The sequence below is a fragment of the Methanosarcina sp. Kolksee genome (assembly GCF_000969945.1).
Taxonomy (GTDB): domain Archaea; phylum Halobacteriota; class Methanosarcinia; order Methanosarcinales; family Methanosarcinaceae; genus Methanosarcina; species Methanosarcina vacuolata.
Genome location: NZ_CP009524.1, coordinates 489801 through 506282, shown reverse-complemented (window position 1 = coordinate 506282; position 16482 = coordinate 489801). Strand labels below are relative to the sequence as shown.

General features: G+C 38.2%; 11 protein-coding genes and 1 tRNA gene. 5 read left to right on the top strand and 7 right to left on the bottom strand.

Going from position 1 to position 16482, the window contains the following annotated elements; genetic code table 11:
• Positions 1 to 183: 183 nt before the first annotated feature.
• From MSKOL_RS02295 to MSKOL_RS02280, 4 genes are all read right to left on the bottom strand, one after another.
• Positions 184 to 1236, bottom strand: coding sequence for a hypothetical protein (locus MSKOL_RS02295; RefSeq protein ID WP_156150935.1), 1053 nt, complete (start codon positions 1234 to 1236; stop codon positions 184 to 186).
• A gap of 926 nt (positions 1237 to 2162) precedes the next feature.
• Positions 2163 to 2273, bottom strand: a tRNA-Met gene (locus MSKOL_RS02290).
• 476 nt (positions 2274 to 2749) lie between these two features.
• Entirely contained in the window at positions 2750 to 3508 is a 759-nt protein-coding gene (locus MSKOL_RS02285; RefSeq protein ID WP_156150934.1) for a hypothetical protein, read from the bottom strand.
• A 173-nt stretch (positions 3509 to 3681) separates the two neighbouring features.
• Positions 3682 to 5688, bottom strand: coding sequence for an S-layer protein domain-containing protein (locus tag MSKOL_RS02280; protein ID WP_048153438.1), 2007 nt, complete (start codon positions 5686 to 5688; stop codon positions 3682 to 3684).
• A 1188-nt stretch (positions 5689 to 6876) separates the two neighbouring features.
• Between MSKOL_RS02280 and MSKOL_RS02275 the strand changes: the two genes are divergently transcribed.
• The 5 genes from MSKOL_RS02275 to MSKOL_RS02255 all read left to right on the top strand — a co-directional run bounded on the left by MSKOL_RS02275 (position 6877) and on the right by MSKOL_RS02255 (position 13428).
• On the top strand, positions 6877 to 7452 hold the full coding sequence (locus MSKOL_RS02275) for a hypothetical protein (RefSeq protein ID WP_048117550.1): 576 nt from the start codon (positions 6877 to 6879) through the stop codon (positions 7450 to 7452).
• A 396-nt stretch (positions 7453 to 7848) separates the two neighbouring features.
• Positions 7849 to 9492, top strand: coding sequence for a tRNA uridine(34) 5-carboxymethylaminomethyl modification radical SAM/GNAT enzyme Elp3 (locus MSKOL_RS02270; RefSeq protein WP_048153437.1), 1644 nt, complete (start codon positions 7849 to 7851; stop codon positions 9490 to 9492).
• Between the two features lie 976 nt (positions 9493 to 10468).
• Entirely contained in the window at positions 10469 to 10864 is a 396-nt protein-coding gene (locus MSKOL_RS02265; RefSeq protein WP_011306742.1) for a DUF1699 family protein, read from the top strand.
• A 629-nt stretch (positions 10865 to 11493) separates the two neighbouring features.
• Entirely contained in the window at positions 11494 to 11976 is a 483-nt protein-coding gene (locus MSKOL_RS02260) for a hypothetical protein (RefSeq protein WP_048117543.1), read from the top strand.
• Between the two features lie 51 nt (positions 11977 to 12027).
• Positions 12028 to 13428, top strand: coding sequence for a DHH family phosphoesterase (locus tag MSKOL_RS02255; RefSeq protein ID WP_048153436.1), 1401 nt, complete (start codon positions 12028 to 12030; stop codon positions 13426 to 13428).
• Positions 13429 to 13557: 129 nt separating this feature from the next.
• Here the strand turns inward: MSKOL_RS02255 and nrpRII are convergent, their stop codons facing one another.
• The 3 genes from nrpRII to MSKOL_RS02240 form a co-directional block, all read right to left on the bottom strand.
• Positions 13558 to 14316, bottom strand: coding sequence for a global nitrogen regulator NrpRII (gene nrpRII, locus MSKOL_RS02250; protein WP_048117539.1), 759 nt, complete (start codon positions 14314 to 14316; stop codon positions 13558 to 13560).
• 258 nt (positions 14317 to 14574) lie between these two features.
• Complete coding sequence (locus MSKOL_RS02245) at positions 14575 to 15315, bottom strand: glucose-6-phosphate isomerase family protein (RefSeq protein ID WP_048117536.1); 741 nt, start codon at positions 15313 to 15315, stop codon at positions 14575 to 14577.
• Between the two features lie 193 nt (positions 15316 to 15508).
• Positions 15509 to 16258, bottom strand: a complete 750-nt coding sequence (locus tag MSKOL_RS02240) for a ribonuclease H-like domain-containing protein (protein ID WP_048153435.1) — start codon at positions 16256 to 16258, stop codon at positions 15509 to 15511.
• Positions 16259 to 16482: the final 224 nt, after the last annotated feature.

The following is a 16482-nucleotide window of genomic DNA, read 5'->3' as shown; positions in this document are numbered from 1 at the left end:
GCCATGCCGTCTCACCTGTCCTATAGCAGGAATGAAAGTCTGAATTTTCAACTTTTTGTGTCCACTTTGTGAGGTTTCCATTCCTGGATCATATCTTCAGAGATTATGAGCAAAACCGGTTTTTACTTCCCAACTTTGTATTTGAACACGCTAAGAATTCCATCCTTTTCAAGAGAAGCAGCCTTAATTTTCCCCAGATTTTGAATTCCTTTGTTTATTTATCATACAAAAATTATTTAGGTATACCTGGTTATTTGTGATCGCTTTTAGGCGGTCTTCAAATGTGCCCATCCAGATGGCAAATTTTTTCTGGTTATTTTCTATGTTTTTCATTATTTCTTTGTTTTCATTAGAAAGTTTATTTGTGTATTCTGTAATTTCATTTTTGTTATTTTTCATTTTCATTTGGAGTTTGGACTCAACTTCTGTATTTGGGCAGGTATTTGAAGAATCTTGAATTAAAGGATCTTTTGTTGATACCTCTTTGAATGGGCTTTTAATTTCACTTTTCAATTTTTTTACTTGCTCTAAACACTCTTTTCCATCTACAGGATACGTATAGTCTAATACTGCTTGCAATGAAGAGTCCATCGCATTCAGTGTATTAAATTTTTTTTGGTTTTCTTCAAATAAGTTCATTTGTTTTGTGATTTTTTCCATCCATTTACAAAAATTTTCTTGATTATTTTGTATGCTTTCAATTATCTTTCTATTTTCAGAAACCATTTCTTTAGTTTTATTTTTAATTTCTTCTTTATCATTGTCCATTGATTCTTCAATATTGTGCTGTTTTGATAATCCTTCCATAAACATAAGCGCTACATAGCGCCTTGTGTAAAGATAACCACCTAGAAAACCACTAACTGAGAAAATAATTAGTAGTAAAACTCCAACTATACCACTACCATGAAAATTTAATGTGCCTTCAATAAAATCTTCGAATTTACTTAAGATACCTGGTAATTTACTTAACTGGGCTAGTCCAACACCAATTAGGATTTTTAATAACCAGTCGGAGATTTGATCAAGATTTGAATTATCCCCATACATATTAGAATAAATTGAGGTATTCTCTGATATGACACGTGGTAGCCCAAAGACGAAACCTACCAATAAACCACATAATAAGGAAGCAAGAGAAATGAGTGCAAATACTCCTAAGGGATATAAGTTACCTACCAAGTGATCTAAATTAGAATTTCCTATGTTTATTTTGTTTTGTATGACTACTGCCAATGTAATCAAAAAAACGGATAAATAAATAATTATATTCAATGGCAATTCAGATTCGATCTTTTTTATCTTCGATGATATTTCAGACTTTATCTTCTCAGAATTCATATTAAACTTCCCTTTTGGCGTAAATTATAGATTTTAAGCTCATAAAAACCAATTTTACTTTTCCGTCAATAAAAGTTTCATACTTTTTTCATTATCGAGAGTCTGATTTATCTTTTGAATAGTGAGCTTCAATTTTGAGTTTTATTAACTCATAACTAATATATCCAGAATTATTAACAAAGTATATTTGCATAGAACTTTATAACTTGAACATTGATAAGTATTTTAAATAAGGATATTATGTTATACATTATTTTCGGCAGTGTGTCAATTTTTCTGTAAAATCATGAATCTCAAGAAGGTATTGAGTAGAAATTTCATATTGGCAGATCAATTATCGGCATAGTACGCAAAAATTTGACTTCAAATTTACAGCAAATTTGAGACACTGCCTTATTTCTAGATAGCCCACAATAGAACCCTTAAAAATAGACCACTTTTCTATTTTTACGTAATACACAAGTAAGAAATTGTATTACAACACTCAAGTATACTAGCGTCTAAGCAATTTAGTTATGAATCAGTAGAATTAAGAAAAGAACTACTTAAGAAGTGTTATCTATAAATTAACGGATCATAATTAAATTGCCATGACACTATTATTTAGAATCAAAAACAGGGAAGCTAAGACTTTATTATATCTGAATTTTAACCGTTAAAACGTTCCATTTTTGATTTTTCGGATAGGTTCTTACTATTTCGTTACTACCTTGAAAAATAATGAACCTCAGGCAACACAGTTTCAAAGAACGAGAACATTATCACGAAAACTGAAGATGCATAAAAAATGAGTTAAGAATGCTATGAACAAAAAAATTAGGTGCCCGGAGCGTGACTCGAACACGCGACCTCCAGATATCTCAGGAGATTAAAGACGCCTCATATAATTGTCCCTATGAGTCTGGCGCCCCAACCATCTAGGCTATCCGGGCTTGCAACACACAAATGTACAAAGATATATTAAAGGCTAACGATCGGAATACCGAAAAACCGGATTTTTTCGTAAAGATATAGACGAAAAAGTTGTCTGAAAGTCAGAGATCCTGAAAGAATAGCACTGTCAGAAATCGACAGGGAACTGGATTTCTACGAACTCGCCGCGACGACCAGAAGCACCAGTTTAAGGATATAGAAGAGTGATACGGTCATCATTAAAGGTGAGGTATTCAGTATTTACTATCCGACAAATCAGAAGAAACCGAATAAGTTGAAAAAGTTATCCGCCGAAAGTTAATTGGCGATATTAACATCGGCGGAAAAGGGGTACTTTCAAAATAAAAATTGCTCTCTGAGTAGTTATATCATTAAAATCCTCAAAATCAATTTAATGGGTAGATATAAATCTTAAAAAATTAAAAAAGAATTAAAAAAAAGAAAAGATAAAAAAGGTTTTACTCTTTTAAAAATATCAGTATCCTGTGGCTTCTGCTAGCTGCTTGACCAGAGAATCATCAGCAGTACTTCCGGTAACCACAAATACATGGTTTTCATTGCTCCAGATATAGGTATATCTGGGAACCTCGGTTCCTCCGGCTGTGACGTAGTCTGCAATTCTTACAGCTGAATGCCCATTAAATGACTCATCGACAAAACGGGAACCTTCTGTTAATGGCTTGAAAGAAGATTTGTATGCATCTATTAGATTAGTTGTAGCCTCAGAATTCTCAAGCTCGATTACATCTATGTAGAAGTCGGACTCATTGTATTTGTACATGCCTTCCGACCCTCCAACGACTTCTGAAACATTATCTGCGTTGTAATCGATTTTGATATCAGCTGCATTAAGAGAGACATGCCCAACATATGTGAAACCTTCGGGAAGTGTTTCAAGTTTGCTAATGTCAGCCGCATTTTCAGCGGAATTTGTATTTGTACTTGATCCCGAGTTACTCGAATCTGTTCCACTACCTGAAGGCTTGTTAACCTCGCTAGTGTTAGCTGTACTATCAGCAGAACCTACATTCGCTCCTGAGTTACTTGGTTCTGTTACATTAACTGCAGACTCATTAAGCTCGCTAACGTTAGCCGTACTTTCGGCAGGATTGACATTTTCTCCCGAACTATTGGGCTCTGTTCCATTAACTGCGGATTTATTGTCGCCAACACATCCTGAAAATGCGACCATTAAAACCACAAGTGCAGATATTAAAGCCACCATTTTTTTCATAAGCTTCACCTAAAATCTGTATAATCCTGGAAATAACTACAAGTTTAAACCGGGATTTCAAAGTTGAAAGATCGCTTGAATTAAGAAACAAGTAGATAAAAAGTTATCTGCAAAAGGAATTTAAAAAAGAATTAAAAGAGAGAAGGGTTAGAAAAACCCTTCAATCAGAAATTTTAGTTGTTTCTCCTGACGAGGTAGACAACTCCAAGGAGTCCGACAAGTCCAAGAACAACTCCAAATCCTGGGGAGTCTTCTTTTTCTTCACCGGTTGCGTTAGTAGCTTCGGTTGGTTCTTCTGGAGTAGTCGCTTCCGGAGTGGTTGCGTTCAAATCTTCCGGAGTTTCAGGGGTTGTTACATTGTCAGTAGGTGTGGTTACATTCTCACCAACGGTTACGTTGCCACCTACACTTGGTCCAGTTACATTGGTGGTTTCGTTACCGGCAGTCCTCTCGACGAATGGGTAGTACCTGAGGTCGGATGCTGAAGTGTCTGCGATCTTGAAGGACATGCCCTCAGCAATTTCCTGATCGGAATCTCTGGTCAGGGTGAAGGTGTCTGAATTGCTGATCTTGAGGGTGTCACCGCTAATGGAAACATCGTCAAGCTCGCCAAACTCATCATCAGATTCAATCTTCATGGCGTTTGCGTAGTCAATGAGCCAGATACCTTCAATCTGGGCAATGCTGTCGACTGCACCCTGGAAGACCTGGTTTACATGGACTTTCAGGACAACAACATCATCTTCATCCTGGATGTCATCAAGTTCGACGTCCCAGGTGCTGTCACCGGTTCCAACATCGATGATTTCGTCATCTACGTATTCTCCGTCCTTGTCGAATTCGAGCCAGACTTTCTCACCGTCAACATCGACCTGCTTAGCCTGGAGAGAGTAGCCCTGTCCGAGGTCAAGGGTTTCGCCGGTTCTAACGGTGTACTTGTCATCGCTGTCAAGAACAAGCTTGGCAAGTTTGTCAGCACTGTTGGCTTTCAATGGGATGTATTCCTCTGCAAAGAAACCAATAACTGGATACTGTTCCCAGCCAAGGTCGTCGTTTTCGTACTCGTAGGCAACTTCCTTAATGGAGGTCTGGTAGACAAGGCCGCCATCTCCAATTACATTGCCGTCAAGGTCAGAGACACTGAGGCTTTCTGTTTCAACATTGTCATTAAGGTCGTAGTAGAAACCTGCAAAGTTGCTTGCGTCCCAGCTAGCTTCTCCGGAGGCAACACTACCTCTTACTTCATAGGTTCCGGGTTCAGTGATTTCCTTTGCGAGATAGAACCTGAGCACATTGCTTGGAGTGTCAGCAACTTTGAAAGACAGGCCTTCAGCGAGTTCATTTATGGAGTCCCTGGTCAGAGTGAAAGTATCTTCATTGGTAATGTTAAGGGTGTCACCGTTAATGGAAACATCGTTGAGGTCGCCGAACTCATCATCAGATTCGATCTTTATGGCGTTTGCGTAGTCAATGAGCCAGATACCTTCGATCTGAGCAATGCTGTCGACTGCACCCTGGAAGACCTGGTTTACATGGACTTTCAGGACAACAACATCATCTTCATCCTGGATGTCATCAAGTTCGACGTCCCAGGTGCTGTCACCGGTTCCAACATCGATGATTTCGTCATCTACGTATTCTCCGTCCTTGTCGAATTCGAGCCAGACTTTCTCACCGTCAACATCGACCTGCTTAGCCTGGAGAGAGTAGCCCTGTCCGAGGTCAAGGGTTTCGCCGGTTCTAACGGTGTACTTGTCATCGCTGTCAAGAACAAGCTTGGCGAGTTTGTCAGCACTGTTGGATTTCAGTGGGATATACTTGTCTGCAAAGAAACCAAGTAAGCTGTAGTTGTCCCAGCCGAGGCTTGGCTTTTCATATTCGTAGTCAACCTGCTGGATTGTGGTAGAGTATACAATTCCACCCTCTCCAATTACATTGCCACTGTTTCCACTGACATTTTTAATGGAAAGAGTTTCAGTTGTGACGTTATCGTCAATATCGTAGTAGAATGCTGCGAATTGAGTAGCATCAATTGTAACACCATCGCCGACAATGTCGTCGATATTAGAGCCGTTAAACACCGGACCGCGGATCTCAACTGAGTCTGCTGCACTTGCGGCGGATGCAAATACAGTCAGAAGCATGAGAGCAGCCAGTGTCACTGCTGCGAATCTCTTCATTTATTGTTCCTCCATGTTTGTTAAGATACATCGTATGTAAGAAGAAGTGTCGGGATCAACACTTTAAGGGTTTCACCATTCTTCACCAACTCAGACTTTTAAATTTCGTCTATTGCCGAAGAGGATTTCATTCCCTCCTTATCCCTCTAAATTGGATTACAAGTGTTCTATAAAATAATTGCCCTATTAAATCTTTTGTGGTCTATTTCAGGGAAATTAAAGAGGAAAAGCGCAAAACAACGATACAAATGACGGTAAATGTCGAAAGAACTCAGGTAGTATATTCGTCAGGAGTTAAATTAAAAGATAAATTCGAAATACTTATAAAAGACTATGGAAAAAAGATAATTAATACATAGAAACTCTTAAGCTAAACAATTTTATATTATAATAATAGGACCCTACGCACCTGAGGAACAAACTCAATTACGGCAAAGACTGTGGATTAAAGTCGTATTTTAGACAGTAAACAGTTTGATGCTGTTGATTTATTAGTTCAACCGAGTAAGTCATAACTAATTTCAAAAATCCACCAGGCAAGCTTATCCTGCACTACTTTTAAAGTTACTGTCTTTCCGCAGATCTCCACTCAAAAGTAGTATTTTTCACGATTTATTCCCATCAACCTTATTATCGTATCCTCTTCAAATTCAATGGAGAATATCCCAACTTGAGAAATGTGCAACAATTTAATCATATAATTATAAAATTGAACGCATTGCTTGACATTGTTTTTAGACTTGATTAAATACTTAAATTTTCAGCAAATACATGAAATTTACTTATACCTATACAATTTGAAGAGGATACAAATCTGCACAAATTACTAAAGATTAAGCCTGAGGAATTCAATATAAGAATGCACTTAAGAATTTGGAAAAGATCTAATGCAATTTTTAAATAACTTTAAATATTTATAGTAAGCGCTTTTTGTGATTTATATAAAAATGTTTAAAACCCTTATATAAGTTACTTGCAAGAGAAAAAATAGAGTCATATTAGAAATTGACGATATAAATAGAAAAATATAAAAAACATTATATGATATAGGCGAATTTAAAAGAAGGCAAAAAAGCCTGACACATTATTAATATAAGAAGAGACTAAATAAAATTGAGAAATTCAATAAGATCATACCTGTAATCCAGTAATATAACATAGGTCTAAAAACACGAAGGGGAATTCACTGTGGAATGTAAAACTGTTATTCAGGACGTCATATGCACGATAAAAGCCATGAAAGGTGTGGAAGATACATATGTCTTGAGTGAAGAAGACAAAGAAAGTATTTTTGAGCTTGAGAAAAAGGCTGAAGGAGCTGTCCTTATGGGGCTTGGTGTCGGAGACAATCAGGGAATAAAAGAAGTCTTCAAACGCCAGGTAATCATAGCCTTTACAACTAATATGAACTATGTCTGGCCTGAAGGACCCAATGTAGTACTTATGCAATATGGAGAAAAAGTTGGTGAGGATGTTTACGATCCCGAGAAACTTGAAGAGTGTAAAAAATGTAACGATATGCTGGTTATGGGAAACTTTGTAATTTACAAGAGCTCCGTGCCTAAGCCAAAAGATGCAAAGAAAGAACCCATAACTGTAGTACTTCCACCCCAGAAATGCCAGGATTTGGAATGTGTAGAAGGTGTGACCAATGTTGTACTTGCCTCTCCATCTACTCCATCAGATGAGTATATCAGGTCTATAATGGGCCTCAAACCGGCAGCAGGACTCGGAACCTTCATTATTGGCTTTGATCTTTGTTAAGCAATTGGCCGTAAAAACTTATGGATTAAAAATGAAGCAGGCTCTCCACAGCAAATACTGGATTGCCTTCATGCCCGCATTAAGCAGATAGCTAATCCTGAAACCAATAAAATTATTATATCATGTGAGTACATCAATGTGGATACATCAGTGTGAGTACATTAATGTGAGTTTTCAAACCTACCTCGTGATCCGAAGCTCCGACTGATTATTCATAATTTGATTTAGTAAATCATTTTGAGCTTTGAGATCAGCTCAATATTACCATAAACTCCAAATTTAAGTAGCTTTTTTAGAATTATAAAATCTTTTTGAAGCTCTCAAAACTGATTTTTATTTAGAACTGCCATAAGAATAAAAAATTGAAACCCAGAAACCGGAAAGACGGAACTTGAGATGAAAGAAGATGATTATAATAAGGCCTGCAGGGAAATACTTGAAAAAGTACTTGTCGGCGAGATAGAAAACGAAAACCAGTTAAATAAGGCAAAAAAAGATGTCAGTAAACATTATCATCTGGACAGCCTCCCCAGAAACGGAGATGTCATAACCCGGGGATCGGCCGAAGAACAGGCAATAATTAGAGATTTTTTGAGACGGAAACCTGTAAGAACGATTTCTGGAGTTGCGGTAATTGCTGTAATGACATCTCCAGCTCCATGCCCGCACGGAGTTTGTCTTCCCTGTCCTGGAGGACCTAACTCCACTTTCAAATCACCTCAGAGTTATATGGGAAGGGAGCCTGCGGCTATGCGGGCGATCCAGCATGGATTTGACCCTTATACCCAGGTTGAATCCAGGCTTTCCCAGCTTAAAGAGATCGGCCATGATGTGGAGAAAGTGGAACTAATAGTGATGGGAGGCACGTTTTCTGCACGTAGTCTCGATTACCAGGAATGGTTTATTAAACGCTGCCTTGAGGCAATGAACGATTTCACAGGTAAAGAGTGGAGAGAAACCGCCTGGAGAATTGGAAAAACTTTACCTTATATTCCTCTTGAAGAAGTGCAGAAAGCAAATGAAAAAGCTGAGATTCGAAACGTAGGAATCACATTTGAAACACGTCCTGACTGGGCAGGAGAGAAACATGTGGACGAATTCCTCAAACTTGGAGGAACTAAAGTAGAGCTCGGGGTTCAGAGCGTTTATGATTTTGTGCTTGCCCGCATGCAGAGAGGACATGGAGTTGCAGAAATTGTCAGGGCTAATCAGGTATTAAGGGACAGTGCATTCAAGGTTGGGTTCCATATGATGCCTCATCTGCCTGGCTCGGATTCAAAACTGGATCTCAAAGGTTTCAAAAAGCTCTTCGAAGATTCTCGCTTCAGGCCCGATTACCTCAAAATTTATCCTACCCTGGTAACTGAAGGAACTCCTCTTTACAGGCTTTGGGAATCAGGAGATTACGATGCTCTTTCTGACGAAGAAGCTGCTGAACTAATTGCAGATATAAAAGAAATCCTGCCTAAATGGGTAAGACTCCAGCGTATTCAGCGGGATATTCCAGCTTACCAGATCATTGCCGGAGTCAAAAAGAGTAATCTGAGGCAGCTTGCAGAAGAAAAGCTGAGAAAAAGAGGAGGAAAGTGCCACTGTATTCGCTGCAGGGAAGTAGGACATACCAGCCTGAAAGGAAGAAAAATAAATCCAAAAGACATCGAACTGACTGTAGAGAGTTATGACGCTTGTGGAGGCACAGAGCATTTCATTGCATTTGAAGACCTTGCCGCAGATGTTTTAATAGGATTTACCCGTCTGCGCTTCCCTGCTGCACCTCATCGCCCGGAACTGCAGGATGCTGCCCTGATAAGAGAACTGCACGTTTACGGTTCTATGGTACCCATAGGAAAAGAAGCAAAGCAAAAGGAGTGGCAGCATAGAGGATATGGAAAGGAACTTCTGGAATATGCAGAGAAGATAGCATGTGAAAATGGATACCGGAAACTTGCCATTATCAGCGGGATAGGAGCCAGAGAGTATTATAGAAAATTCGGGTATGTCCTTGATAACGTATACATGTCAAAGGTTTTGAAAGATTAAGACCTGCAGCCCCCAAGCAGGTCACTAATTTTAATTTTGTCGCTAACTGAATCTTGTCACTAACTTAACTTTAAATTCTGAAACCAGTGTTGTGTATTATTAGATTATACAACTAAAAATATGCTTGGAGTCACCAACTTAAAGCTTTAGTAAACTGTCAAAACCTGTGGTATAAGAGAAAGTCTCAGATTTAATAACCTGGTACCTTGAGCTGAAAAATAAATTTTAATGGTCAAGTTTAGGGTTAAAAGAGATTTATATAAAACAAAAGATATTACTGAAAGAGTTTAGTACAGAAAAATATTAAATAGTATTGTATAATATCATATATCTGTTTTCATATATATAAAATATGATAATGTAAAATTAGTAAGATTAAAGGCCTTATCATACTAAACTGCTTTTCAAAATTTCCCGAAGAAATTAGGTTTAAAGAAAAAAAGCACTTGTTAACAGATTATACAAAACAGAAAGAAAAAAAGTTAGTTTTTTCCAAGACCAACTTTTTAAAATAAAATTTCGGAATTAGAAAGAAGATAAAAAACGTTAGTAAAAAATTAAATACTATATGTTCCTAACATAGGAAAAACCTTAAGTTTAAATGTTAGGTTTTGAAAAACGATTTGTAAAATCTAGAATTTCAAAGAGTTTTTAAAACAAAACTAACTGAAATTTAGAACTGATGAATTCAAAAATTAAAAAACAAATAATCGAGTAAATTCGATAAACATAAAAATCAAAAGACTTAAAGTAAGTTCCATAAAAAGTAAAAATATTAAGGAGACCTGAAGATTCTACAAGTTCTGAAAGGACTCCTGAAACCCTGAAACCTAAAGAAACCCTGAAGAGGCTCAATGAACTCTAAACAATCTTGAAGAATTCTGGCGAGACTCTAAGGAAAAACCCTAAATACCCTAAAGAAACCCTAAAAGGCTCTAAAACACCTTAAAATGCCTTGAAATAAATGGTGATAAAAATGAAAATTAGAGTTGTAAGTTCAAAAGAAGAGATAGACACTTTAAAACTTGATGAGGAAATTATCCATCTTGCATTCAGACCATCTAACAAGGATATTTTTAAACTCATCCTGAAGTGTCCAGAAGTGAAAGCGATCCACATCCCGAGCTCATACAAGAAAACAATTTCCAGTTCCGCGCAAATGTATCTGTCCATGCAGAACATTGCTTTACTTGAGGGCGATGTGTGGGGCCACAGAAAAGATATTAATGAGTACTCCGAAATCTCCCAGCGTGTTTTCGACCGCATACAGGAACTAAAGAAAGAAGGGCTTTCCGACGAAGATACTATTGAGAAACTCGTAAGGGAAACAAGACTCAGCCCCGACTTTGTAAGTTTCATCATATCAAACTAAAAAACCACATAAGCCGATCAGATTCTGATCGGCATCTGTTTTTTATAGAATTCGTTGCTCAAATTGAGCGCGCTGATAAAACAATTACTCTATTCAAACTTTTTTGACCTTTGAGTGGACTTCTCTGAAACCTCTCTGAGAGATAACTTTCGTACCTTCCTGCCGGACTCCAAAATAATCGGCTCCAGCATTATCTTCTACAGATCTCTAGCAAAAAACCTGAGTATGACTCATTACAGTTAGTTTGGCAGTTAGTTTAGCAGTTAGTTGAGCAGTTAGTTGAGCAGTTAGTTGAGCAGTTAGTTGAGCAGTTAGTTGAGCAGTTAGTTGAGCAGTTAGTTGAGCAGTTAGTTGAGCAGTTAGTTTAACAGTTAGTTGAGCAGTTAGTTGAGCAGTTAGTTGAGCAGTAGTTATAAAGAATCAATGTTAGTTTCAGAGACAGGACATTAGTTTAAGATAATGAGCTTAGTTTTAGGTGATCAATAGAAGTTTCAAAGATCGTGAATACAGTCCTCTGATTCTGAAATTTTATTCAGACTGGCGTATCTGTTCCTGTTCACTCAAGTAAAAAGAATTTCATCCTGAGTAAAAAGCTTAAGTAAAATAGCGAAAAGATTTAACAGGATTTCATGACCGAGTTTGAACACATGCTTGTAAACTCATTTAATGCATACATTGAAGAAAACGGAATAAGAGCTATTTCTTACAGGCTTAAGCAACATAGATTTACTCCGCAGTTTCTTGATGTACTTGTGGACTCTCTTAATCCAGATCTATACCTGGGAATTGAATGCAAGAGCATCTCAGTGGACAAGGGAGCAAACGCACTTTACTTCTCTCAACATTTTACCGTGGATAAAAATGGACTTCATCAGATAGAAAGAATTTCGAACTACCTGAACAAATCAGGAAGACGTGGCTTTCTTGCAGTGGAGCTTCGCCTGGGTCCCGGGCACGGCAGAGAAGCATACATGATTCCCTGGAATGAACTCGCAAAAAAATACTTTGATAAAGATCTCAAACTTACATTACAGGAGATCCGGAATTTTCCAGAAATCAAAAGACAAGGAAAAGATTATAGGGTTGACCCCACGGAGTGGGAAAGAAAATAAAGTATGAAAAAACGCTTAAACTGAGGCAAGTAGAAAACCGTGGAGAGAATAATGTCTGAGACAATGAAAATACTTTATAAAGAGGCAACAAAGTGTGCCGAAGAGATTAAAAAACATAAATCAGTCCACGTTGTATCACATATTGATGCTGATGGACTGACTTCTGCAGGGATTATCTGTACTGCCCTTGAACGTGGCAATTTTGAATATACAACACGTTTTGTCAAGCAGCTTGATGAAAAGGCTCTTGATGCCATCGCAGATGAAAATCATAATATTGTCATTTTTACGGATCTAGGAAGCGGGATGTGCGAACAAATAAAATCCCACGGCATTCATGCAGTGATCTCAGACCACCACCAGCCTCAGGGAAGCTATCAATTTCACCTGAATCCTCACCTTTTCGGAGCAAATGGCTCATATGAACTGAGCGGCTCTGGAAGTACTTACCTGCTGGCTTCAGCCCTTGGAAAAAATCAGGATCTTTCCTCGCTGGCCATAGTAGGAGCAGTTGGGGACATGCAACATCTGAAAATGGGGCAACTTGTTGGGATCAACAGGGAAATTCTGGAAGAAGGAGTTAAAGAAGGCACTCTCCAGTTCAAAAAGGACCTGACCCTATTTGGAAAGCAAACCCGCCCGATTTATAAATTGATACAATATTCCTCAGACCCTTATCTTCCCGGACTTACAGGAAATGAAGAAGCTTGCATCGAGTTTATTCATACTCTCAACATTCACTTCAACCAGGAAGAACGCTGGAGGCGCTGGATTGACCTTGAAAACCCGGAAAAACAGAAGATTGTTTCAGGACTCATTCAGTATTGCCTGAAATCAGGCATACCTTCTTATAAAATCGAGCGCCTGGTAGGTGAGGTTTATGTCCTTCTGGGAGAAAAAGAAGGTACGGAAATGAGAGATGCTTCAGAGTTTTCCACCCTTCTTAATGCCACTGCACGTTATGACCATGCTGAGATAGGACTTGCAGTTTGCATGGGAGATAGAGAGAAAGCGTATGAAGATGCCCGTAAACTGCTTGCCGAACATAGACAGAACCTTGTTAACGGGCTCATGTATGTTAAAGAAAATGGAGTCATTCAACTTGAAAATATCCAGTACTTCGATGCAGGCTCAGAGATAAAAGAAACTATCGTGGGGATTATTGCAGGCATGAGTTCTACACTAGTTGAAAACAGAAATCTCCCCATTATTGCTTTTGCAAAAGCCGAAGGAGGGATTAAAGTCTCAGCCAGGGGAACACAGGACCTTATTCGCAGGGGAGTTAACCTTTCGGAAGCAATGTCGATGATCTCGTCGGAAGTTGGAGGTGCAGGCGGCGGGCACGATATTGCAGCAGGAGCAACTATTCCTAATGGTAAAAAGGAAGAGTTCGCAAGAAAACTGGATCTGTTTATAGGAGAACAACTACAAAGAAAGGCACATTCAAAGTAAAGAAGCCAGCCTTCAGAAGTATACTCTGAGAAACATACTCTGAGAAACTGAACTGAGTAGTAAGTAATCTAAATAAAAACAAAGAAATTTTAGGATAAGAAATTTTAGAATAAGATTTACTGTTGAGCCTTAAACCAGGTCTTCAATCCTGCTCATCTCTTTGAACGAAATTAGTCTTGACATTGCACTGGTATCTATAGCAATCCCATATTCCTGTACAACAGCCATAGGGTTTGTCCCTCCTATGACGACTATTCCGAGATGGTCTCTCTCTATTGGAACATCCAGAACCCGTGTGTTTGGTTCCCCAACTTCCAAGATTCCACTAAAGCCGGCATCCAGAAGGTCAGAAAGGCAGCTTTCAATTTCATCTCTTGCAACCATAGGAGCTTCCCTGAGATTTGCAAGAACCTTACCTGAGCCTGTCCTGAGCATTTCCGACACAGAAGTAATCCCCTGTGACATAAGGATTTCAAGCGGATCTACAGTCGTACTTACATAGGTCAGCACATCAGTGAAACGAACTGGAACTCCATTTCGGATCTGAACAACTCCTCCAAGTTTAGGGTTTACAGGAATTCCTGCCTTGAGAAGTACGCCGTCAATCGTAATGCTGCATACTGTCCCGATACCTACCTTTCCCTTTTCGATAGTCAGATCTCCGATAGATTCTCCCTCGGAGATTATCTTAACATATGGAGTTACAGAAAGCCCGCTTGAGATTACCATTTTAAAGATCCCAAGCACGTCGTCAAGATCTTTTTTATCAATAAGTGAAAGATTAAGAATGATATCTCCATCCATTTTCTTAGGATCAAATGTAGTCCTGTACATAAGATCCTTTATTCTGGATGATGTAAATTGAACACGGTATCCATTTTTTTGCATTTCGAACCTCCAGTAGTTGAAGGTATTTATACTTATTATAAGTTATGTGTTATGTGTTATGTGTACTAGGTACTAATTATGTACTAATAACCATAAATATATGCTTTGACCCTTATCACTTATTTTTTGCGCTCTCACCTGCCCATAGAAACGAGCTTACTATAGAGCAGGAAATAAGAGTAGAAGTTTTCTGAGAGAACGACCTTAAAAAGGAAAAATAAAAGTCCAGTCTGTTTAAGCTGGAAAATAGCCTGTTTCTCAGAGCACTCCTGTTAAGAATCCTGTAAAATCCTGTGGAGCTGTTAAAAATCTCAGTTTTTCAATTTTATGCACAAGCTCATACATACATTCTCCGGAACCGAGCCCTATATCATCGTATGTAAGGGGTTTTAGGTGGCGGATAGGTGGTATATTCCTGTAAAGGGGATTTTTGACATAACCATCTTTAAGCAGGAAATAAGAAGCTCCGGAAAGTCTTTTTATAGGCTCATAAACCGAAGAAAAGTCGCGGCAAACCCAATTTGCCATTTCGAGAGTTTTATCGGAAGCATTTATAGTCACATGCCCATATCCAGGAGGAACAAGTACTAAATCTCCTTTTTCTGCTGTTATGACTACGACATCCATAACAAAATCTTCCTCTCCACTTTTTACCTTTTGTAGAAGATAGGTAGCAGAACCTTCGAGTACCTGATAAATTTCAGGATAGTAGATTTTTGTTCCTGGAACACGCGGGTGATAGTGACCTACGGTTTTAATATATTCTGATCCAAGCATTGCTGGAGGAATTACAGTAATATCATACCTCAGGTGATGGGCTTTAATTGCTTCAAGTTCAGAATCGCTTTTCGCAAGGTCTCTGAACATGTAGTACACATCCTGATTTCGTACCTCCGTTTCTTCAAACCACTCCCTATCAAACACTACATCTTCCATATCATGGAGTTTTCGGACATCTGCAACAGTGACTTTATCCCCGAACTTCATTGTAACTTCCATCGAGTTCCCCTTTCCTACCAGAGCATATAGATGATATTCAGATTACAAACAAGAATTTATTATAAACGTGCCAATACATTACCAGAGTAGACTATCAGAAACAGCAATATAAGTATAATAAAGTAATTGAAGGAAATATTATTGCAGCCTGATTTTTTATATCTTACCATTCGGAACCTGAAAGATATACCTCTCAGGCATTCAGAGCATTTTCAACCATTTTAGGGTAAGTAAGCTCTATAATAGTTTTCAGATTAACTGTATCTTCTCTGTTGTATTTAATAAGTGTATCCAGAGCTTCACGATCTCCTTTTTCATATTTGTACCAGAGTCTCACAGCATCAAAACCTGTTATGCCCTCAGTACTGTCGCTTCGGGTGATCCCGAGTAGTTTTTCAATGCTCTTTAAACCTCCATTGTACCCTATTCGCTTTAAGGGGTACATTAGATCGATATGAAGCTGATTGAATTCAATTTCTGGAAATTCTGATTTTATGAACGGTAAATCAAAACGGGCACCATTGAAGGATACAAGTAGTCTGTATTTTGAGAACTCTTCTACAATGTCATCAAGGTTAATATCTTTTATATACGTTTTTGATTCTTTTCCGTTGTAGATTCCCACAATAGTGATTTTATCCCGAGATTTAGAAAGTCCCGTTGTTTCAATGTCTACAAATGCGGCAGAATCGGAAAATAAGGAATATGCCCTCCAGTGTTCGGCAGACGGAAGACATTGTGAGAAAAAACAATAATCTTTTGCTGCAAGATGTTCAGAAGATTTTCTCACCTCTTCGCAAATTCTGGCCTTTCGTGATGAAGGTATAGAGATTTGATCTTCCATTTCAAGAAATTCTTTCCATGTATGTATGCCTTGAGCCCAGATTTTTCGCTCAAGGCCCTTCCCTACACCTGGAATATGAATGTATGTATTATTCAGCATGTTTCCCCTGAACCATTTGGGGGTAATATTTAATAAAAATACTGCATGAAAGCTGAAAGTGTTCAAAAGAGAAAAACAACAAATTCAAGAACTAGATATAGTATAAAGTGCGAACACAGATAAATATAACAATAGTAGCTGACCGATAATAAAGAGTCGCGTTACAAGATAAATTTTTAAAGATAGAAGTTCCAAAACTATCAAAATAAATTACTTAATACAGG

Bases quoted from the DNA above. Each gene is read 5' to 3' on its own strand.
- MSKOL_RS02285 (WP_156150934.1), bottom strand. From the start codon at position 3,508: ATGAAAAAAATGGTGGCTTTAATATCTGCACTTGTGGTTTTAATGGTC.
- MSKOL_RS02280 (WP_048153438.1), bottom strand. From the start codon at position 5,688: ATGAAGAGATTCGCAGCAGTGACACTGGCTGCTCTCATGCTTCTGACT.
- MSKOL_RS02270 (WP_048153437.1), top strand. From the start codon at position 7,849: ATGAAAGAAGATGATTATAATAAGGCCTGCAGGGAAATACTTGAAAAA.
- MSKOL_RS02265 (WP_011306742.1), top strand. From the start codon at position 10,469: ATGAAAATTAGAGTTGTAAGTTCAAAAGAAGAGATAGACACTTTAAAA.
- MSKOL_RS02260 (WP_048117543.1), top strand. From the start codon at position 11,494: ATGACCGAGTTTGAACACATGCTTGTAAACTCATTTAATGCATACATT.
- MSKOL_RS02255 (WP_048153436.1), top strand. From the start codon at position 12,028: ATGTCTGAGACAATGAAAATACTTTATAAAGAGGCAACAAAGTGTGCC.
- nrpRII (WP_048117539.1), bottom strand. From the start codon at position 14,316: ATGCAAAAAAATGGATACCGTGTTCAATTTACATCATCCAGAATAAAG.
- MSKOL_RS02245 (WP_048117536.1), bottom strand. From the start codon at position 15,315: ATGGAAGTTACAATGAAGTTCGGGGATAAAGTCACTGTTGCAGATGTC.
- MSKOL_RS02240 (WP_048153435.1), bottom strand. From the start codon at position 16,258: ATGCTGAATAATACATACATTCATATTCCAGGTGTAGGGAAGGGCCTT.